Below are 20,120 nucleotides of genomic sequence, written 5' to 3'. Positions count from 1 at the left end.
GTTATCGCCGGGGCAAATCATCCCAGGTGCCGGGGGCGAGTTGTGACTGAATTTCGGGATAGCGTGCGGCATCAAAAACCGGGGGGACGCCCAACTTGCGCTGGCGCAGATAATCCCTGGCAATAAGGTTCACAACGGGCGAGAGCAGCAGGATCGCCGTCAGGTTAGTGATTGCCATTAGCGCCATAATGACATCAGCCAACTGCCAGACCAGCGGCATATTCAGAAGGGAGCCCGCGATCACCATCAGTATCACGCCCAGGCGAAGCAAGAGGATGGCCGGACGAGAGTCGAATTTCAGGAAGATGAGGTTGTTTTCGGCGTACAGGTAATTCACCACAATCGAGCTGAAGGCGAATAGCATCAGAATGAGCGAGACAAATCCTGCCCCCCAGCCTCCGGTAAGATTCACCAGCGCCTGCTGGAGAAATTGGATCCCGACGGCGTCCGAGGTATGGGGTACCGGGCCGGCCAGCAGGAGGATCATGGCGCTGGCGGAACAGATAATAACGGTATCCACAAAAACGCCTATCATCTGCACGATACCCTGTGCTGCCGGGTGTGGCGGCCAGGAAGAGGCGGCCGCGGCGGCGTTGGGAGTGGAGCCCATTCCGGCTTCATTGGAGAACATACCTCGCTGAAAACCTGCCATCAGCGCCTGGCTCAGGGTGTAACCCAGGGCGCCAGACGCGACCTCGCGCCAGCCAAAGGCGCTTTTAAAGATGGTCGCAATCACGCCCGGAACCTGGTCGGCATGCAGCGCAGCGACGACCAGACTCGCGGCAACCCAGAGCAGCGCCATGATGGGAACCAGCCACTGCATCAGACGGGCGACGCCTTTGATGCCGGCAGAAATGGTGAGCAACACAAAGAGGGCTAAAACGATGCCGGTGATCCACTCCGGGCAGGAGAAGGTATAGCGCAGGGCATGGGCGACGGAGTTTGACTGCACGGTATTAAAGATTAGGCCGTACGCGAGAAGTAAAAAAAGCGAGAACAGAACGCCCATCCAGCGCATTCCTAAGCCACGCGCCATATACCAGGCCGGACCGCCGCGAAACTGCCCGTTTCTGTCTTTCTCTTTGTAAAGCTGCGCCAGTGAGCTTTCGGCAAAAGAGGTAGCCATTCCTAGAAGCGCCGTGACCCACATCCAGAACACCGCGCCTGGCCCACCGGCGCTGATGGCCAGCGCAACGCCCGCCAGATTACCGCTGCCAAGGCGTGCCGCCAGGCTGGTACAGAGCGCCTGGAACGACGTTAATCCCCCCGGCTGGGGCGTGACGCTGTTTTTCAGACTTCTGCCAAACTTGCGGATATAACGAAACTGGATAAACCCACTGCGTAGCGTAAACCAGATACCTGCTCCCAGAAGCAGGTAGATCATTATCGAACCCCAGAGGACTTCGTTAATAAAGAAAAAGAAATCAGGCATTAACGTCCCTCTTGTTGATGCCAATGTGAATATGTAAGCGCTACCACTGATTGGGCATGCTGTTGCTTAGCAGCCTGTTAATATTCTGAGTTTATCATACTCTGCCTAAGCGCACTGTCTGCGGTTGCGCTACCCCTCCGTCGTGTTATCATCAGGGCAGACCGGTTACATCCCCCTAACAAGTAAACCTGTCATTTTTCCGCTGCAGGCATGCTGTCGGTAGCGTGAATTATCCAGGGCACGTTAAAAGAGAAACACTATCATGACGGATAAATTGACCTCCCTTCGTCAGTTCACCACTGTCGTAGCTGACACCGGAGATATCGCGGCAATGAAGCTGTACCAGCCGCAGGATGCCACAACTAACCCTTCTCTGATCCTTAACGCCGCACAGATCCCTGAGTATCGCAAACTGATTGACGAGGCTGTGACCTGGGCGAAAGCACAGAGCAATGACCGCGCGCAGCAGGTTGTGGATGCTACTGATAAACTGGCAGTGAACATCGGTCTGGAAATTCTGAAGCTGGTTCCGGGCCGTATCTCTACCGAAGTGGATGCACGTCTCTCCTACGACACCGAAGCGTCAATCGCGAAAGCAAAACGCCTGATCAAACTGTACAACGATGCGGGTATCAGCAATGACCGTATCCTGATCAAACTGGCGTCGACCTGGCAGGGCATTCGCGCTGCTGAGCAGCTGGAAAAAGAAGGCATCAACTGTAACCTGACCCTGCTGTTCTCCTTCGCACAGGCACGTGCGTGTGCGGAAGCAGGCGTGTACCTGATTTCTCCGTTCGTGGGCCGTATTCTGGACTGGTACAAAGCCAACACCGATAAGAAAGAGTACGCACCGGCTGAAGATCCAGGCGTGATTTCTGTGACTGAAATCTACGAATACTACAAACAGCATGGCTATGAGACTGTGGTTATGGGCGCAAGCTTCCGTAACGTCGGTGAAATCATCGAGCTGGCTGGCTGTGACCGCCTGACCATCGCGCCTGCGCTGCTGAAAGAGCTGGCAGAGAGCGAAGGTACCCTGGAGCGTAAACTGTCCTACACCGGTGAAGTGAAAGCACGCCCAGAGCGCATCACTGAATCTGAGTTCCTGTGGCAGCACAACCAGGATCCAATGGCCGTAGACAAACTGGCGGACGGTATCCGTAAGTTTGCTGTTGACCAGGAAAAACTGGAAAAAATGATCGGCGACCTGCTGTAATCATTCTGCGTGACCGGGCTCCCGGTCACGCGTCTTCTTCTGATCCCTGTCTGAATTTTCCCTCTGCGTGTATCATTCCCTTTAATCAGTACTTTTTGAATGGAATGGATATGAATACCTTACGCATCGGCTTAGTGTCGATTTCTGACCGCGCCTCCAGCGGCGTTTACCAGGATAAAGGCATCCCCGCTCTGGAAGCGTGGCTGGCGAGTGCGCTGACCACCCCGTTTGAGATCCAGACTCGCCTTATCCCCGACGAACAACCGATCATCGAGCAGACCTTGTGTGAGCTGGTGGATGAGATGAGCTGTCACCTTGTGCTGACCACGGGCGGAACCGGCCCCGCGCGCCGGGATGTGACGCCGGACGCGACGCTGGCTATTGCCGATCGTGAAATGCCGGGCTTTGGCGAACAGATGCGCCAGATCAGTCTACACTTTGTCCCGACGGCGCTTCTTTCCCGCCAGGTAGGGGTGATCCGCAAGCAGGCGCTGATTCTGAACCTGCCGGGACAGCCGAAGTCGATCAAAGAGACGCTGGAAGGATTAAAAGCCGAGGACGGCAGCGTCATTGTGCACGGCATATTTGCGAGTGTACCGTATTGTATACAGTTGCTTGACGGGCCGTACGTGGAAACTGACGACAAAGTGGTAGCAGCATTTCGTCCTAAAAGCGCGCGCCGCGAGACAATCTCCTGAAATTAACTAAAATGTGACATTAGCGCCAGCCGCAGTAGCGTGTAAATGGATTTACGATATAGTAATTTTTTCTTTACGATTGCTGTAAAAAATAATCCACAACACATGCACAATGGTTCGCTATGTCACATAACACCCGACCTCTGAATCGACAGGACTACAAAACCCTCACGCTCGCCGCCTTAGGCGGCGCGCTGGAGTTTTACGACTTCATCATCTTTGTTTTCTTCGCCGCCGTGGTGGGGGCGCTCTTCTTCCCGGCGGATATTCCGGAATGGCTGCGTCAGGTACAAACCTTCGGCATTTTTGCTGCCGGGTATCTGGCGCGTCCGCTGGGCGGCATCATCATGGCCCACTTTGGCGATCTTGTCGGGCGTAAGAAGATGTTTACCCTGAGCATTCTGCTGATGGCGGTGCCGACGCTGGCCATCGGCCTGCTGCCAACTTATGCCTCAATGGGCATTCTCGCCCCGCTATTGCTGCTGCTGATGCGCATTCTCCAGGGCGCGGCTATCGGCGGGGAAGTGCCGGGGGCCTGGGTGTTTGTGGCGGAGCACGTTCCTGCCCGCCGCATCGGTATCGCCTGCGGAACGTTAACGGCGGGGCTGACCGTCGGGATCCTGCTGGGGTCGGTGGTGGCGACGATAGTCAACACCAGCATGACGCAGCAGGCCGTGCACGACTGGGGCTGGCGTATTCCGTTCCTGCTGGGTGGGGCGTTTGGCCTGGTGGCAATGTACCTGCGCCGCTGGCTGCAGGAGACGCCTATTTTCCTCGAAATGCAGCAGCGCAAGGCGCTGGCGCAGGAGCTGCCGGTCAAAGCCGTCGTGGTGCGTCATAAAAAAGCGGTGGTGGTGTCGATGCTGCTCACCTGGCTGCTGTCGGCGGGCATTGTGGTGGTGATTTTGATGTCGCCGGTGTGGCTGCAGAAACAGTACGGTTTCGCCCCTGCCGTGACCTTACAGGCGAACAGTATCGCGACAATCATGCTCTGCTTTGGCTGTCTGGCCGCCGGGCTGGCGGCGGATCGTTTCGGTGCCAGCCTGACTTTTATTGTCGGCAGCCTGCTACTGGCCGCGTCCAGCTGGGCGTTCTACCATCTGGCGGGCACTCATCCTGAACAGCTGTTCCTGCTGTACGGTATCGTGGGGCTGTGCGTGGGCGTAGTGGGTGCTGTGCCTTACGTCATGGTGCGCGCCTTCCCGCCGGAGGTTCGCTTCACCGGGATCTCGTTCTCTTATAACGTCGCGTATGCCATTTTCGGCGGGCTGACGCCGATAGTGGTCACGGTGATGATGGGGGTGTCGCCGATGGCGCCTGCCTGGTATGTACTCGCGCTCTCGCTGATGGGGCTGGGATTAGGCGTTTGGCTTCGTCAGGCGGGAGAATATCGTGCCCGCGAGGCGGGCACGACAGAGGGATCAGTGTTTTTCACCAATCGGTAAAATGGTGCGGTCAAACTGTTCGTTCAGCACTTCACCCATTGCCAGGTAAATAGCGCTTGCGCCGCACACCAGGCCAATCCAGCCTGCTACGTGAACGATGCCTTCGTTATCCGCCAGGTGGCCAATCGCCAGCAGGGCGAACAGGACGGTCAGGCTCAGGAAGACGAACTGCAGTGCGCGGTTGCCTTTCAGGGTGCCGAAGAACATGAACAGGGTGAAGACGCCCCACAGGCCCAGGTAGACGCCCAGGAAGTGGGCGTTTGCCGCGTCTGCCAGGCCCATTTTAGGCATCAGCAGGATGGCGACCAGGGTCAGCCAGAACGAGCCGTAAGAAGTGAAGGCGGTTAAGCCGAAGGTGTTGCCTTTCTTATATTCCAGCAGGCCCGCGAAGATTTGCGCGATACCGCCGTAAAAAATGCCCATCGCCAGGATAATGCCGTCCATCGGGAACATCCCGATGTTGTGCAGGTTCAGCAGAATGGTGGTCATGCCAAAACCCATCAGGCCCAGCGGAGCCGGATTAGCCAACTTAGTGTTGCCCATAAGTCCTCAAAAAAATCATCATTAATATGGTGAAATGGTAAAACCCGCGTCAATTCTCCCTGACGGGGCGCGGCATCATAATGGGCGGCATCGACGCCGTCTATGATCTCATCAGGGTGAAATTAAAATTTTTTTTATCGTTCCCCCTTGATGGATGCCGTCGCGACCCCATCTTGTAGTCAACCGCAGTGTGTGGACCTGAAAAAAATCAAATCTGGGTAGTTGAAAAAGCACGTTCTGCCCTTATTACAGGTACACAACCACATGTTGACTGAATTTTTAGTGGAGACGTTTAGATGGGTAAAATTATTGGTATCGACCTGGGTACTACCAACTCTTGTGTAGCGATTATGGACGGCACTACTGCACGCGTGCTGGAGAACGCCGAGGGCGATCGCACCACGCCTTCTATCATTGCTTATACCCAGGATGGTGAAACTCTGGTTGGTCAGCCGGCTAAACGTCAGGCAGTGACAAACCCGCAAAACACCCTGTTTGCGATCAAACGCCTGATTGGCCGCCGCTTCCAGGACGAAGAAGTTCAGCGTGACGTTTCTATCATGCCTTACAAAATCATCGCGGCAGATAACGGCGATGCGTGGCTTGATGTGAAAGGCACCAAAACGGCACCACCGCAGATTTCTGCTGAAGTGCTGAAAAAAATGAAGAAAACCGCTGAAGATTATCTGGGTGAGCCGGTAACTGAAGCTGTTATTACCGTTCCTGCTTACTTCAACGATGCGCAGCGTCAGGCAACTAAAGATGCTGGCCGTATCGCAGGTCTGGAAGTAAAACGTATCATCAACGAACCAACCGCGGCTGCGCTGGCTTACGGTCTGGATAAAGAAGTCGGCAACCGTACTATCGCGGTTTACGACCTGGGTGGTGGTACCTTCGATATCTCTATTATCGAAATCGACGAAGTTGACGGCGAAAAAACCTTCGAAGTTCTGGCAACCAACGGTGATACCCACCTGGGTGGTGAAGACTTCGATACCCGTCTGATCAACTACCTCGTTGACGAGTTCAAGAAAGATCAGGGCATTGACCTGCGTAACGATCCGCTGGCAATGCAGCGCCTGAAAGAAGCCGCTGAGAAAGCGAAGATCGAACTGTCTTCCGCTCAGCAGACTGACGTGAACCTGCCGTACATCACTGCAGACGCGACCGGTCCTAAACACATGAACATCAAAGTGACCCGTGCGAAACTGGAAAGCCTGGTAGAAGACCTGGTGAACCGTTCTATCGAGCCGCTGAAAGTTGCACTGCAGGATGCTGGCCTGTCTGTATCTGATATCCAGGACGTTATCCTGGTGGGTGGTCAGACTCGTATGCCAATGGTTCAGAAGAAAGTGGCTGAATTCTTTGGTAAAGAGCCACGTAAAGACGTGAACCCGGACGAAGCAGTTGCTATCGGTGCTGCGGTTCAGGGCGGCGTTCTGACCGGTGAAGTGAAAGACGTACTGCTGCTGGACGTTACCCCGCTGTCTCTGGGTATCGAAACCATGGGCGGTGTGATGACTGCGCTCATCAACAAAAACACCACCATCCCAACCAAGCACAGCCAGGTGTTCTCTACCGCTGAAGACAACCAGTCTGCGGTAACCATCCATGTGCTGCAGGGTGAGCGTAAGCGTGCGTCTGATAACAAATCTCTGGGTCAGTTCAACCTGGATGGTATTAACCCGGCACCGCGCGGCATGCCGCAGATCGAAGTCACCTTCGATATCGATGCTGACGGTATCCTGCACGTGTCTGCGAAAGATAAAAACAGCGGTAAAGAGCAGAAGATCACCATCAAGGCATCTTCTGGCCTGAACGAAGCGGAAATCGAAAAAATGGTTCGTGATGCCGAAGCTAACGCGGAATCCGACCGTAAGTTCGAAGAGCTGGTTCAGACCCGTAACCAGGGTGACCATCTGCTGCACAGCACCCGTAAGCAGGTTGAAGAAGCGGGCGATAAACTGCCAGCGGAAGATAAAACTGCTATCGAAGCTGCACTGAGCGCGCTGGAAACGTCTCTGAAAGGCGAAGACAAAGCGGATATCGAAGCGAAGATGCAGGAGCTGGCACAGGCTTCCCAGAAGCTGATGGAAATCGCTCAGCAGCAGCACGCACAGCAGCAGGCGGGCGCTGACGCTTCTGCGAACAACGCGAAAGACGACGACGTTGTCGACGCTGAGTTCGAAGAAGTTAAAGACAAAAAATAATCGCCCTGATGCAGGGTAATTAATCGGCACGGGCGTAGGAGAACTCTCCACGCCCGTGCTCGCATGTTAAGGGGCTTAAAAAAACCAATGGCAAAGCAAGACTATTACGAGATTTTAGGCGTTCCGAAAACTGCGGAAGAGCGTGAAATCAAAAAGGCGTATAAGCGCCTGGCCATGAAATTCCACCCGGACCGTAACCAGGGTGACAAAGAGGCTGAAGCAAAATTTAAAGAGATCAAAGAAGCCTACGAAGTCCTGACCGATGCACAAAAACGTGCGGCCTATGACCAGTACGGCCACGCAGCCTTTGAACAGGGCGGCATGGGCGGCGGTGGATTCGGTGGTGGCGGCTTTGGCGGCGGTGCGGATTTCAGCGACATCTTTGGCGATGTGTTCGGCGATATCTTTGGCGGCGGTCGTGGTCGTCAGCGCGCGGCGCGCGGCGCAGACCTGCGCTACAACATGGATCTCACTCTTGAAGAGGCCGTTCGTGGCGTCACGAAAGAGATCCGTATTCCGACGCTGGAAGAGTGTGATGTTTGCCACGGCAGCGGCGCGAAGGCGGGTACCCAGCCACAGACCTGTCCAACCTGTCACGGCTCCGGCCAGGTACAGATGCGTCAGGGCTTCTTCGCGGTACAGCAGGCCTGTCCGCACTGTCACGGTCGCGGTACGCTGATTAAAGATCCGTGCACCAAGTGTCACGGCCACGGTCGCGTTGAGAAAACCAAGACCTTGTCCGTTAAGATCCCGGCTGGCGTTGATACGGGCGACCGCATCCGTCTGGCGGGTGAAGGCGAAGCAGGCGAGCACGGCGCGCCGGCAGGCGATCTGTACGTTCAGGTACAGGTGAAACAGCACGCCATCTTCGAGCGTGAAGGCAACAACCTGTACTGTGAAGTGCCGATCAACTTCGCGATGGCGGCTCTCGGCGGTGAAATCGAAGTGCCGACGCTGGACGGTCGCGTCAATCTGAAAATCCCTGGCGAAACCCAGACCGGCAAGCTGTTCCGCATGCGCGGCAAAGGTGTGAAATCTGTTCGCGGTGGTGCTCAGGGCGACCTGCTGTGCCGCGTCGTCGTGGAAACGCCGGTTGGCCTGAACGACAAGCAGAAACAGCTGTTGAAAGAGCTTCAGGAGAGCTTTGGCGGCCCAACGGGTGAGAAAAACAGCCCACGCTCCAAAAGCTTCTTTGATGGCGTCAAAAAATTCTTCGATGATTTGACCCGCTAGTTCGTTAGCTGGTGTTCATCTTCAAAAAGCCCGGAAGCGATTCCGGGCTTTTTTTATTTGCCGATATCGATCGGTAAAACTGAGTCTATACTCAATATTAATCTGTTTTTGCCGAGCTATTTGGCTTGGTATTATGGTTTTATCGAGGTATTGTTGTAAAAGAGAGAACATAAATGAAATTACTACACCGTTTCTTTAGCAGTGAGGCGTCCGGTGGTGTGATCCTGATTATTGCCGCGGCGGCCGCGATGGGGCTGGCTAACCTGGGCATGACCCGCGATCTCTATCACGCATTTCTGGAAACACCCGTCGAGCTGAAGGTCGGGGCGCTGGAAATTAACAAGAACATGCTGCTGTGGATCAACGATGCGCTGATGGCGGTGTTCTTCCTGTTGGTAGGACTGGAAGTTAAGCGCGAGCTGGTGCTCGGCTCGCTCGCCAGCCGCCTGCGCGCGGCGTTTCCGGTGATCGCTGCCATTGGCGGGATGGTCGTTCCGGCGCTGCTCTTTCTCGCATTTACCTGGCAGGATCCTGTCGCGCGTGACGGCTGGGCTATCCCGGCCGCAACGGATATCGCCTTTGCGCTCGGTGTCTTAGCCCTGCTCGGTAGCCGCGTTCCGGTTGCGCTGAAAATCTTCCTGATGGCGCTGGCGATTATTGATGACCTGGGCGCCATTGTGATTATCGCGCTGTTCTACACCAGCGATCTGTCGATCCTGTCCCTGAGCGTGGCCGCCGGGGCGATTGCAGTGCTGGCGCTGCTGAACATCTTCAATGTTCGCCGCATCGGTATCTATATTCTGGTGGGGATGGTGCTGTGGACGGCGGTGCTGAAGTCCGGCGTGCACGCCACGCTGGCAGGCGTGATTGTCGGCTTCTTCGTGCCGCTTAAGCCGCAGGACGGAAAGTCTCCCGCTAAACAGCTGGAACACGTACTACATCCGTGGGTCGCCTTTATGATCCTGCCGCTGTTTGCGTTTGCCAACGCGGGCGTTTCCCTGCAGGGCGTTACGCTGGACGGGCTGACGTCTGTCCTGCCGCTGGGCATTATTGCCGGGCTGTTTATCGGTAAGCCGCTGGGGATCAGCCTCTTCTGCTGGCTGGCGCTGAAGATGAAGCTGGCGTCGTTGCCGAACGGTACAAGCTTTGGTCAGATTATGGCCGTCGGCGTGCTGTGCGGCATTGGATTTACCATGTCGATCTTTATCTCGACGCTGGCGTTTGGCGCAAACGCGCCTGAGCTCATCGTCTGGGCGAAGCTCGGCATTCTCATCGGGTCATTACTGGCCGCAGTGATTGGGTATACCTTGTTGAAGGTGAAGTTGTCCGGACAGGCCGTCCAGGCATAGCGGAACACCGGGAGGAGACGATCCTTCTCCCGATACACACTCAGGGAGAGAAGACGCGATGTCTCATTTAAATTACAACCATCTGTACTACTTCTGGCACGTCTATAAACAGGGCTCGGTCGTGGGGGCCGCAGAGGCGCTTTACCTGACGCCGCAAACCATCACCGGGCAAATTAAAGCCCTGGAAGAACGTCTGCAGGGTAAGCTCTTCAAGCGAAAGGGCCGTGGGATTGAGCCGAGCGAGCTGGGTGAACTGGTTTTCCGCTATGCGGACAAAATGTTCACCCTGAGTCAGGAGATGCTGGATATCGTCAACTACCGCAAAGAGTCGAACCTGCTCTTTGACGTGGGCGTGGCGGATGCGCTCTCCAAACGGCTGGTGAGCGGCGTGCTGGATGCCGCCGTGGTAGAAGATGAACAAATCCACCTGCGCTGCTTTGAATCCACCCACGAGATGCTGCTGGAGCAGCTGAGCCAGCATAAGCTGGACATGATTATCTCGGACTGCCCCATCGACTCCACACAGCAGGAGGGGCTGTTCTCGGTGAAAATTGGCGAATGCGGCGTGAGCTTCTGGTGCATCAATCCGCCGCCGGAGAAACCTTTCCCGGCCTGTCTCGAAGAGCGTCGCCTGCTGGTGCCGGGAAGGCGTTCCATGCTGGGACGCAAGCTGCTGAACTGGTTTAACTCACAGGGGCTGAACGTGGAGATCCTCGGTGAGTTTGACGATGCTGCGCTGATGAAAGCCTTCGGCGAAGCGCATAATGCGATCTTCGTGGCACCAACGCTCTATGCGCACGATCTCTATTCAGACGATAAGATTACGGAGATTGGCAGGGTAGATAACGTGATGGAAGAGTACCACGCCATTTTCGCCGAAAGGATGATTCAGCATCCGGCGGTGCAGCGAATCTGCAACCGTGACTACTCGGCGCTATTTACGCCACCGGCGTTCTGAAGACATAAAAAAACCCGCGTTAAGCGGGTTCTTTAAACAAGCAACAACAAGTGGCGATTAAGCCAGTTTGTTGATCTGCGCGGTCAGGTTTGCTTTATGACGCGCTGCTTTGTTTTTGTGGATCAGACCTTTAGCAGCCTGACGATCCACGATTGGTTGCATTTCGTTAAATGCGTTCTGCGCTGCAGCTTTGTCGCCAGCTTCGATTGCTGCGTATACTTTCTTGATGAAAGTACGCATCATAGAGCGACGGCTTGCGTTGTGCTTACGAGCCTTTTCAGACTGAACGGCACGTTTCTTAGCTGATTTGATATTAGCCAAGTCCAACTCCCAAATATGTTCTATGTGGACAATTCAAAGGCCGAGGAATATGCCCTCTTTGCCTTCTTTTGTCAATGGATTTGTGCAAATAAGCGCCGTTAATTAGCGACGCTACGTTACGTAGTGATGGCGCAAGATTCTACCAGCTTGTCTTTCGTGAATACAGCCTTTCGGCGTAAAAATCGCAGTTCACGGGCAGATTTTTTCGCTGTGAAAGGTCAGCCTGATGAAATCATTACGGCTTTCTGTTTTGCGCGAACAATCGCCGGTTAACCTTAACCGCTGTACAAGGTATACTTTGGCGATTTTCACTGTTTTGAGCCAGACATGAAGCTGATACGCGGCATACATAATCTCAGCAGAGCCCCGCACGGGTGCGTGCTGACTATTGGTAATTTCGACGGCGTGCATCGTGGTCATCAGGCGCTGTTGCAGGGATTGCGTAAAGAAGGGGAGGCCCGTGGCCTGCCCGTTGTGGTGATGATTTTCGAGCCACAGCCGCTGGAGCTGTTCGCGGGCGATAAATCTCCCGCCCGCCTCACTCGCCTGCGCGAAAAGTTGCGCTACCTGGCAGAGTCCGGCGTGGACTACGTATTGTGCGTGCGTTTCGATCGTCGCTTTGCCGCACTGACAGCACAAAATTTCGTCAGCGACCTGCTGGTTAAGCGTCTTGGCGTACAGTTTCTCGCCGTGGGGGATGATTTCCGCTTTGGCGCTGGTCGTCAGGGCGATTTCTTGCTATTACAGAAGGCTGGTCTGGAGTACGGTTTTGACGTCACCAGCGCGATGACCTTCTGTGAAGGCGGCGTGCGCGTCAGCAGCACGGCGGTGCGTCAGGCGCTGGCTAATGATGAACTGGAGACGGCAGAAACTCTGCTGGGACATCCATTTACCATCTCTGGCCGCGTGGTCCATGGCGACGCGCTGGGCCGCACGATAGGTTTCCCGACGGCGAATATACCGCTGCGTCGTCAGGTTTCCCCGGTTAAAGGGGTCTATGCGGTGGAAGTAGCAGGACTTGGCGATAAGCCGTTTTACGGCGTTGCCAACATTGGCACGCGTCCGACCGTTGCTGGTGTGCGTCAACAGCTAGAAGTGCACCTGCTGGACGTTGTAATGGACCTTTATGGTCGCCATATAGATGTGATACTGCGTAAAAAAATACGCAATGAGCAGCGATTTGCTTCGCTGGATGAACTTAAGGCGCAAATCGCGCGAGATGAATTGACGGCCCGCGAGTATTTTGGGCTATAGAACCGGCTTAACTGCCTACGTGATAAATACGGAACCGAGAATCTGATGAGTGACTATAAATCAACCCTGAATTTGCCGGAAACAGGGTTCCCGATGCGCGGCGATCTCGCCAAGCGCGAACCGGGAATGCTGGCGCGTTGGACCGATGATGACCTGTACGGCATCATTCGTGCAGCTAAAAAAGGCAAAAAAACCTTCATTCTGCATGATGGCCCTCCATATGCGAATGGCAGCATTCATATTGGTCACTCTGTAAACAAGATTCTGAAAGACATTATCGTGAAGTCCAAAGGACTCGCGGGATATGACTCGCCTTACGTTCCGGGCTGGGACTGCCACGGTCTGCCAATTGAGCTGAAAGTAGAGCAAGAGTTTGGCAAGCCTGGCGAGAAGTTTACCGCTGCAGAGTTCCGCGCGAAGTGCCGCGAATACGCTGCCACCCAGGTTGAAGGCCAGCGCGCTGACTTTATCCGTCTGGGCGTGCTGGGCGACTGGTCGCACCCGTACCTGACCATGGACTTCAAAACCGAAGCCAACATCATCCGTGCGCTGGGCAAAATCATCGGTAACGGTCACCTGCACAAAGGCGCGAAGCCGGTGCACTGGTGCGTGGACTGCCGCTCTGCGCTGGCAGAAGCGGAAGTGGAGTATTACGACAAAACTTCACCTTCTATCGATGTGGCCTTCGAAGCGGTCGATCAGGATGCCATTAAAGGTAAATTCGGTCTGCCTGGCGTTAGCGGCCCGATCTCTCTGGTGATATGGACCACTACCCCATGGACGCTGCCAGCCAACCGTGCAATCTCGCTCTCCGGCGAGTTCGAATACGCGCTGGTGCAGATTGATGGCCGCGCGGTTATCCTGGCGAAAGATCTGGTTGAAAGCGTGCTGAAACGCGCGAATATCACCGACTACACCGTGCTGGGTACCGTAAAAGGCGACGCGCTTGAGCTGATGCGCTTCAAACACCCGTTCCTGGACTTCGACGTTCCGGCGATCCTGGGCGACCACGTGACGCTGGACGCGGGTACCGGTGCGGTACATACCGCCGGTGGCCACGGTCCTGACGACTACAACATCAGCCTGAAGTACGGTCTTGAAATCGCCAATCCGGTTGGCCCGGACGGTTCTTACCTGCCTGGCACCTATCCGGCGCTGGACGGCATCAACGTCTTCAAAGTGAACGACATTATCGTTGATATGCTGCGCACCAGCGGCGCGCTGCTGCACGTTGAGAAAATGCAGCACAGCTATCCGTGCTGCTGGCGTCACAAGACGCCAATCATCTTCCGTGCGACCCCGCAGTGGTTCGTTAGCATGGATCAGAAAGGCCTGCGCGAGCAGTCTCTGAAAGAGATTAAAGGCGTGCAGTGGATCCCGGACTGGGGCCAGGCGCGTATCGAATCCATGGTGGCTAACCGTCCTGACTGGTGTATTTCCCGTCAGCGTACCTGGGGCGTGCCGATGTCTCTTTTCGTGCATAAAGAGACGCAGGAACTGCATCCGAACACCCTGGAACTGATGGAAGAAGTGGCGAAGCGCGTTGAAGTTGACGGCATTCAGGCGTGGTGGGATCTCGACGCCCGTGACATCCTGGGCGCGGACGCGGACAACTACGAGAAAGTGCCGGATACCCTGGACGTGTGGTTCGACTCCGGGTCTACTCACGCCTCCGTGGTCGATGTGCGCCCGGAGTTTGCCGGCCACGCTGCCGATATGTATCTGGAAGGCTCTGACCAACACCGCGGCTGGTTCATGTCATCTTTGATGATCTCCACCGCGATGAAGGGTAAAGCGCCTTACCGTCAGGTACTGACTCACGGCTTCACCGTGGATGGACAGGGCCGTAAGATGTCCAAATCCATCGGTAACACCGTTTCTCCGCAGGACGTGATGAACAAGCTGGGCGCGGATATCCTGCGCCTGTGGGTAGCCTCTACCGACTACACCGGCGAAATGGCTGTATCGGACGAGATCCTGAAGCGTGCTGCTGACAGCTATCGTCGTATCCGTAACACCGCGCGCTTCCTGCTGGCGAACCTGAACGGTTTTGATCCGGTGAAAGACATGGTGAAACCGGAAGAGATGGTCGTGCTGGACCGCTGGGCGGTAGGCTGCGCGAAAGCGGCGCAGGAAGACATCGTTAAGGCGTATGAGTCCTACGACTTCCACGAAGTGGTGCAGCGCCTGATGCGCTTCTGCTCCATCGAGATGGGCTCGTTCTACCTCGACATCATCAAAGACCGCCAGTACACCGCGAAGGCGGACAGCGTGGCGCGCCGTAGCTGCCAGTCCGCGCTGTTCCACATCGCAGAAGCGCTGGTGCGCTGGATGGCACCGATCATGTCCTTCACCGCAGATGAAATCTGGGGCTATCTGCCTGGCGACCGTGAGAAATATGTCTTCACCGGCGAGTGGTATGAAGGTCTGTTCGATCTCTCCAGCACCGAAGCAATGAACGATGCCTTCTGGGACGAGCTGCTGAAAGTGCGTGGCGAAGTGAACAAGGTGATCGAGCAGGCGCGTGCTGACAAGAAAGTTGGTGGCTCTCTGGAAGCGGCAGTGACTCTGTACGCCGAACCTGAGCTGGCGGCGAAGCTGACCGCGCTGGGCGATGAATTGCGATTTGTCCTGTTGACCTCCGGAGCAAAAGTTGCGGATTATGCCGAGGCTTCTGCTGATGCGCAGCAGAGCGAGCTGCTCAAGGGGCTGAAAGTCGCGCTGAGCAAAGCCGAAGGTGAGAAGTGCCCGCGCTGCTGGCATTACACTACCGATATCGGCCAGGTGGCGGAACACGCAGACATCTGCGGACGCTGTGTAAGCAACGTCGCCGGTGACGGCGAAAAACGTAAGTTTGCCTGATGAGTAAAACTCTCTGTTCAACAGGACTGCGCTGGCTGTGGCTGGTTGTGGTGGTGCTGATTATCGATCTGGGCAGCAAGTTCCTGATCCTCCAGAATTTTGCTCTGGGGGAGACGGTTTCGCTGTTCCCGTCGCTTAACCTGCACTATGCACGCAACTACGGCGCGGCGTTTAGCTTCCTTGCCGACAGCGGTGGCTGGCAGCGCTGGTTCTTTGCGGGTATCGCTCTCGGTATCTGCGTGGTGCTGGCCGTGCTGATGTACCGCTCAAAGGCCACGCAAAAGCTGAATAACATTGCCTACGCGCTGATCATTGGCGGCGCGCTCGGCAACCTGTTTGACCGCCTGTGGCACGGCTTTGTGGTCGATATGATCGACTTCTACGTCGGCGACTGGCACTTCGCGACCTTTAACCTGGCCGATACCGCAATTTGCATCGGTGCGGCGTTAATCGTGCTGGAAGGCTTCTTGCCTAAACCGGCCGCGAAAGAGCAGGCGTAACACACTCGCCCGGTGGTGTAATGCCACCGGGCAAAACAAGCGAGCAATTTGCATGTCTAAATCCGTACAGAGCAACAGCGCGGTTCTCGTTCACTTCACGCTGAAGCTGGATGACGGCTCCACCGCCGAATCCACCCGCAATAACGGCAAACCTGCCCTGTTTCGTCTCGGCGATACCTCCCTCTCTGAAGGTCTTGAGCAGCAGCTCCTGGGCCTGAAAGAGGGGGAGAAAAAAGTGTTCTCGCTGGAGCCGGATGCCGCGTTTGGCGTGCCAAGCCCGGACCTGATCCAGTATTTCTCGCGCCGCGAGTTTATGGACGCGGGCGAACCGGAAATCGGGGCGATTATGCTCTTTACCGCTATGGACGGCAGCGAAATGCCTGGCGTGATCCGCGAGATTAACGGCGACTCTATCACCGTTGACTTCAACCATCCGCTTGCCGGGCGTACCGTTCATTTTGATGTTGAAGTGCTGGAGATCGATCCGGCACTGGAGGCCTGAAATGCAGATCCTGTTGGCTAACCCGCGCGGCTTCTGCGCCGGTGTAGACCGCGCTATCAGCATTGTTGAAAACGCGCTGGAGATTTACGGCGCGCCAATTTACGTGCGTCACGAAGTGGTACATAACCGCTACGTGGTGGATAGCCTGCGCGAGCGCGGCGCTATTTTCATCGAGCAGATCAGCGAAGTGCCGGACGGTGCGATCCTGATCTTCTCCGCGCACGGCGTCTCTCAGGCGGTGCGTAACGAAGCGAAAAGCCGCGATTTAACCGTTTTCGACGCAACCTGCCCATTAGTGACGAAAGTGCATATGGAAGTGGCGCGCGCCAGCCGTCGCGGTGAAGAGTCGATTCTGATTGGCCATGCGGGTCATCCGGAAGTCGAAGGCACCATGGGCCAGTACAGCAATCCGGAAGGGGGAATGTATCTGGTTGAGTCGCCGGAAGATGTCTTTACGCTGAACGTGAAAAATGACGCCCGTCTGTCGTTTATGACCCAGACGACGCTCTCGGTTGATGATACCTCGGATGTGATTGACGCCCTGCGCCAGCGCTTCCCGAAAATCGTCGGGCCGCGTAAGGATGACATCTGCTACGCGACCACCAACCGTCAGGAAGCGGTGCGCGCGCTGGCTGAACAGGCGGACGTGGTGCTGGTGGTCGGTTCCAAAAACTCGTCTAACTCCAACCGTCTGGCCGAACTGGCGCAGCGCATGGGTAAAGCGGCGTTCCTGATCGACGACGCGGCGGACATCCAGGAAGCGTGGGTTAAAAATGCGGTCTGCGTTGGCGTTACCGCAGGCGCTTCCGCGCCGGATATCCTGGTGCAGAACGTGATAACCCGTCTGCAGGAGCTGGGCGGTGGCGAAGCGGTTCCGCTGGAAGGACGCGAAGAGAATATCGTCTTCGAAGTGCCGAAAGAGCTGCGTATCGACGCCCGCGAAGTGGAATAACCCCTAAACAGCGAAAAGGCCAGCATCTCATGTGCTGGCCTTTTTTTTGCCCCGTACTTTATCGTGACCACAAAATCATGTCTTTTACTGATATTTAAGTCGGTTTCACGTTAAATTCTAATTATTGGTGTTTTCAGTTGGCAGCCTCCGCGAATGCTGGTTAATCTGAAAACGATTTACATCATTTTAACGTAAGAGAATAACTATGCATGATGCACAGATCCGTGTCGCCATTGCGGGCGCGGGTGGACGTATGGGCCGTCAGCTGATTCAGGCGGCACTTCAGATGGATGGCGTAGCGCTGGGCGCGGCGCTGGAGCGTGAAGGCTCATCGCTTTTGGGGGCCGACGCAGGTGAACTGGCGGGCGCAGGAAAGACGGGCGTTACCGTCCAGAGCAGCCTGGATGCGGTTAAAGATGACTTCGATGTGTTTATCGACTTTACCCGCCCGGAAGGTACGTTGACGCACCTGGCATTTTGCCGCCAGCACGGCAAGGGGATGGTGATCGGCACCACCGGTTTTGATGACGCGGGTAAGCAGGCCATCCAGGACGCATCAAAAGAGATCGCGATTGTCTTCGCGGCGAACTTTAGCGTGGGCGTTAACGTCATGCTCAAGCTGCTGGAGAAAGCAGCGAAGGTCATGGGCGACTATACCGATATTGAAATTGTCGAAGCCCACCACCGCTACAAGGTTGATGCGCCGTCAGGCACGGCGCTGGCTATGGGCGAGGCGATTGCTCATGCACTCGATAAAGATTTAAAAGACTGCGCGGTCTATGCCCGCGAAGGTCACACCGGCGAACGCGTACCGGGCACTATTGGTTTCGCAACGGTACGTGCGGGTGACATCGTCGGCGAACATACGGCGATGTTCGCCGATATTGGTGAACGCGTGGAGATTACTCATAAAGCCTCAAGCCGAATGACGTTTGCCAACGGCGCGGTACGTTCCGCTTTGTGGCTTAAAAACAAGAAAGATGGACTTTTTGATATGCGAGATGTGCTTGATCTCAACAATTTGTAAGCATTATTACCCATCGTGATGTGGTTATTGCAGTCGTAATTGTTTGATTGCATAGGGCAATATTTTATTGCCCTTTTATTTTTGACTGTTTCAATATGAATCAGGAAATAAGCCTATAAAAATCTATCTATTGCTGCGTTTTAACGTTGCAGAAATGTAAATTTTGACCATTTGGTCCACTTTATAATGCTCCATCCTCTTATTTTTTATTAAACCAGGCGCGCAAGCGTTTTCCGCAGTGATTTACCTGATCTTTTTGTCGCTTAAGCCGCATTCCTATCGCCAGGCCTGTAAAAGACTAAACAAAATATCCGTTTTAAGTTGACTTTTACCCACCAAATCTCCAGAATGCCGCCGTTTGCCAAAAATCCGCTGGCAACACATTTGCATTGATCCATGACATGGTTATGAATTAATATGCAAATAAAGTGAGTGAATATTCTCTGGAGGGTGTTTTGATTAAGTCAGCGCTATTGGTTCTGGAAGACGGAACCCAGTTTATCGGTCGGGCCATAGGGGCAACGGGTTCGGCGGTTGGGGAAGTCGTTTTCAATACTTCAATGACCGGTTATCAAGAAATCCTCACTGATCCTTCCTATTCTCGCCAAATCGTTACTCTTACTTATCCTCATATCGGCAATGTCGGCACCAACGCGGCTGACGAAGAATCTTCTCAGGTACATGCGCAAGGCCTGGTCATTCGCGACCTGCCGCTGATTGCCAGCAACTTCCGCAATACCGAAGACCTCTCTTCTTACCTGAAGCGCCATAACATCGTGGCGATTGCCGATATCGATACCCGTAAGTTAACGCGTCTGCTGCGCGAGAAGGGTGCACAGAATGGCTGCATCATCGCGGGTGATAACCTCGATGCGACGCTGGCGCTGGAAAAAGCGAAAGCCTTCCCGGGCCTGAACGGCATGGACCTGGCGAAAGAAGTGACGACCGCGGAAGCCTACAGCTGGACGCAGGGTAGCTGGACGCTGGAAGGCGACCTGCCGGAAGCGAAAAAAGAGAGCGAGCTGCCGTTCCACGTGGTGGCCTACGATTTTGGCGCCAAGCGCAACATTCTGCGCATGCTGGTTGACCGCGGCTGCCGCCTGACGGTGGTGCCGGCTCAGACCTCTGCCGAAGACGTATTGAAGATGAATCCGGACGGTATTTTCCTGTCCAACGGTCCTGGCGACCCGGCACCGTGCGATTACGCCATCGCCGCCATTAAGTCCTTCCTGGAAACCGACATCCCGGTATTCGGCATCTGCCTCGGCCATCAGCTGCTGGCGCTGGCGAGCGGTGCGAACACCGTTAAGATGAAGTTCGGCCACCACGGTGGTAACCACCCGGTGAAAGACATCGATAACAACACGGTAATGATCACCGCGCAAAACCACGGCTTTGCCGTCGATGAAGCCTCAATGCCGGCTAACCTGCGCGTGACCCATAAGTCGCTGTTCGATGGCACCCTGCAGGGGATTCATCGCACCGATAAGCCAGCATTCAGCTTCCAGGGTCATCCGGAAGCCAGCCCGGGCCCGCACGACGCCGCGCCGCTGTTCGATCACTTCATCGAACTTATCGAGCAATACCGTAAGACCGCTAAATAATCAGGAGCCGAGAA

General features: G+C 55.3%; 17 protein-coding genes and 1 pseudogene. 15 read left to right on the top strand and 3 right to left on the bottom strand.

Translation table 11 applies throughout. The features are described 5' to 3' along the window. Nucleotide 1: 1 nt before the first annotated feature. Complete coding sequence (locus tag AB8818_RS13855) at nucleotides 2-1,432, bottom strand: sodium:alanine symporter family protein (protein WP_192981956.1); 1,431 nt, start codon at nucleotides 1,430-1,432, stop codon at nucleotides 2-4. Between the two features lie 262 nt (nucleotides 1,433-1,694). Here AB8818_RS13855 and tal point away from each other — a divergent pair, with 262 nt between their 5' ends. The 3 genes from tal to AB8818_RS13840 all read left to right on the top strand — a co-directional run bounded on the left by tal (nucleotide 1,695) and on the right by AB8818_RS13840 (nucleotide 4,791). Further along, nucleotides 1,695-2,648, top strand: a complete 954-nt coding sequence (gene tal / locus AB8818_RS13850; RefSeq protein ID WP_008502045.1) for a transaldolase — start codon at nucleotides 1,695-1,697, stop codon at nucleotides 2,646-2,648. 110 nt (nucleotides 2,649-2,758) lie between these two features. Beyond that, a complete protein-coding gene (gene mog, locus AB8818_RS13845) occupies nucleotides 2,759-3,346 on the top strand; it encodes a molybdopterin adenylyltransferase (protein ID WP_192981960.1) in 588 nt (195 codons plus the stop codon). Between the two features lie 122 nt (nucleotides 3,347-3,468). Further along, on the top strand, nucleotides 3,469-4,791 hold the full coding sequence (locus AB8818_RS13840; RefSeq protein WP_116342423.1) for an MFS transporter: 1,323 nt from the start codon (nucleotides 3,469-3,471) through the stop codon (nucleotides 4,789-4,791). Here AB8818_RS13840 and satP read toward each other — a convergent pair. Beyond that, nucleotides 4,768-5,334: an acetate uptake transporter gene (gene satP, locus AB8818_RS13835; RefSeq protein ID WP_061099280.1), complete on the bottom strand. Its 567-nt coding sequence runs from the start codon at nucleotides 5,332-5,334 to the stop codon at nucleotides 4,768-4,770. The two genes, AB8818_RS13840 and satP, sit on opposite strands and share 24 nt — an antisense overlap. 296 nt (nucleotides 5,335-5,630) lie before the next feature. On the opposite strand from satP, the gene dnaK reads away from it, so the two are divergent. The 4 genes from dnaK (at nucleotide 5,631) to nhaR (ending at nucleotide 11,084) form a co-directional block, all read left to right on the top strand. Then, nucleotides 5,631-7,544: a molecular chaperone DnaK gene (dnaK, locus tag AB8818_RS13830; protein ID WP_163330292.1), complete on the top strand. Its 1,914-nt coding sequence runs from the start codon at nucleotides 5,631-5,633 to the stop codon at nucleotides 7,542-7,544. A gap of 87 nt (nucleotides 7,545-7,631) precedes the next feature. Continuing rightward, nucleotides 7,632-8,777: a molecular chaperone DnaJ gene (gene dnaJ / locus AB8818_RS13825; protein ID WP_008502040.1), complete on the top strand. Its 1,146-nt coding sequence runs from the start codon at nucleotides 7,632-7,634 to the stop codon at nucleotides 8,775-8,777. Nucleotides 8,778-8,950: 173 nt separating this feature from the next. Continuing rightward, the gene (nhaA, locus tag AB8818_RS13820; protein ID WP_192981963.1) at nucleotides 8,951-10,126 is read left to right on the top strand and encodes a Na+/H+ antiporter NhaA; all 1,176 of its coding nucleotides are present in this window, start codon (nucleotides 8,951-8,953) and stop codon (nucleotides 10,124-10,126) included. A 58-nt stretch (nucleotides 10,127-10,184) separates the two neighbouring features. Next, entirely contained in the window at nucleotides 10,185-11,084 is a 900-nt protein-coding gene (gene nhaR / locus AB8818_RS13815; RefSeq protein ID WP_080328999.1) for a transcriptional activator NhaR, read from the top strand. Between the two features lie 57 nt (nucleotides 11,085-11,141). On the opposite strand, the gene rpsT is transcribed toward nhaR, so the two are convergent. Then, complete coding sequence (gene rpsT, locus AB8818_RS13810) at nucleotides 11,142-11,405, bottom strand: 30S ribosomal protein S20 (protein ID WP_003856458.1); 264 nt, start codon at nucleotides 11,403-11,405, stop codon at nucleotides 11,142-11,144. A gap of 101 nt (nucleotides 11,406-11,506) precedes the next feature. Between rpsT and AB8818_RS13805 the strand changes: the two are divergent. The 8 genes and pseudogenes from AB8818_RS13805 (at nucleotide 11,507) to carA (ending at nucleotide 20,106) form a co-directional block, all read left to right on the top strand. Next, nucleotides 11,507-11,725: pseudogene (locus tag AB8818_RS13805) on the top strand (DUF2575 domain-containing protein). Between the two features lie 7 nt (nucleotides 11,726-11,732). Continuing rightward, a complete protein-coding gene (gene ribF / locus AB8818_RS13800; RefSeq protein WP_116342430.1) occupies nucleotides 11,733-12,659 on the top strand; it encodes a bifunctional riboflavin kinase/FAD synthetase in 927 nt (308 codons plus the stop codon). Between the two features lie 45 nt (nucleotides 12,660-12,704). Continuing rightward, complete coding sequence (gene ileS, locus AB8818_RS13795) at nucleotides 12,705-15,521, top strand: isoleucine--tRNA ligase (RefSeq protein ID WP_192981966.1); 2,817 nt, start codon at nucleotides 12,705-12,707, stop codon at nucleotides 15,519-15,521. After that, nucleotides 15,521-16,021 carry a signal peptidase II gene (gene lspA, locus AB8818_RS13790; protein WP_028015470.1) on the top strand — a complete coding sequence of 167 codons (501 nt, stop codon included), beginning with the start codon at nucleotides 15,521-15,523 and terminating at the stop codon, nucleotides 16,019-16,021. Before ileS ends, lspA begins: the two co-directional genes overlap by 1 nt. A gap of 52 nt (nucleotides 16,022-16,073) precedes the next feature. Continuing rightward, a complete protein-coding gene (gene fkpB / locus AB8818_RS13785; RefSeq protein ID WP_006173955.1) occupies nucleotides 16,074-16,523 on the top strand; it encodes an FKBP-type peptidyl-prolyl cis-trans isomerase in 450 nt (149 codons plus the stop codon). A gap of 1 nt (nucleotide 16,524) precedes the next feature. Beyond that, nucleotides 16,525-17,475, top strand: a complete 951-nt coding sequence (ispH, locus tag AB8818_RS13780) for a 4-hydroxy-3-methylbut-2-enyl diphosphate reductase (protein WP_116342434.1) — start codon at nucleotides 16,525-16,527, stop codon at nucleotides 17,473-17,475. A gap of 205 nt (nucleotides 17,476-17,680) precedes the next feature. Next, nucleotides 17,681-18,502 carry a 4-hydroxy-tetrahydrodipicolinate reductase gene (gene dapB, locus AB8818_RS13775; RefSeq protein WP_163330295.1) on the top strand — a complete coding sequence of 274 codons (822 nt, stop codon included), beginning with the start codon at nucleotides 17,681-17,683 and terminating at the stop codon, nucleotides 18,500-18,502. Between the two features lie 455 nt (nucleotides 18,503-18,957). Then, the gene (carA, locus tag AB8818_RS13770; RefSeq protein WP_010427050.1) at nucleotides 18,958-20,106 is read left to right on the top strand and encodes a glutamine-hydrolyzing carbamoyl-phosphate synthase small subunit; all 1,149 of its coding nucleotides are present in this window, start codon (nucleotides 18,958-18,960) and stop codon (nucleotides 20,104-20,106) included. Nucleotides 20,107-20,120 lie beyond the last annotated feature (14 nt).

Origin of the sequence: Enterobacter sp. KB-280D8, assembly GCF_041399405.1 — a bacterium.
GTDB lineage: Bacteria > Pseudomonadota > Gammaproteobacteria > Enterobacterales > Enterobacteriaceae > Enterobacter > Enterobacter cloacae_N.
Note: the sequence above shows the minus strand (reverse complement) of the source record. Positions and strands in the feature narration are given on the sequence as shown.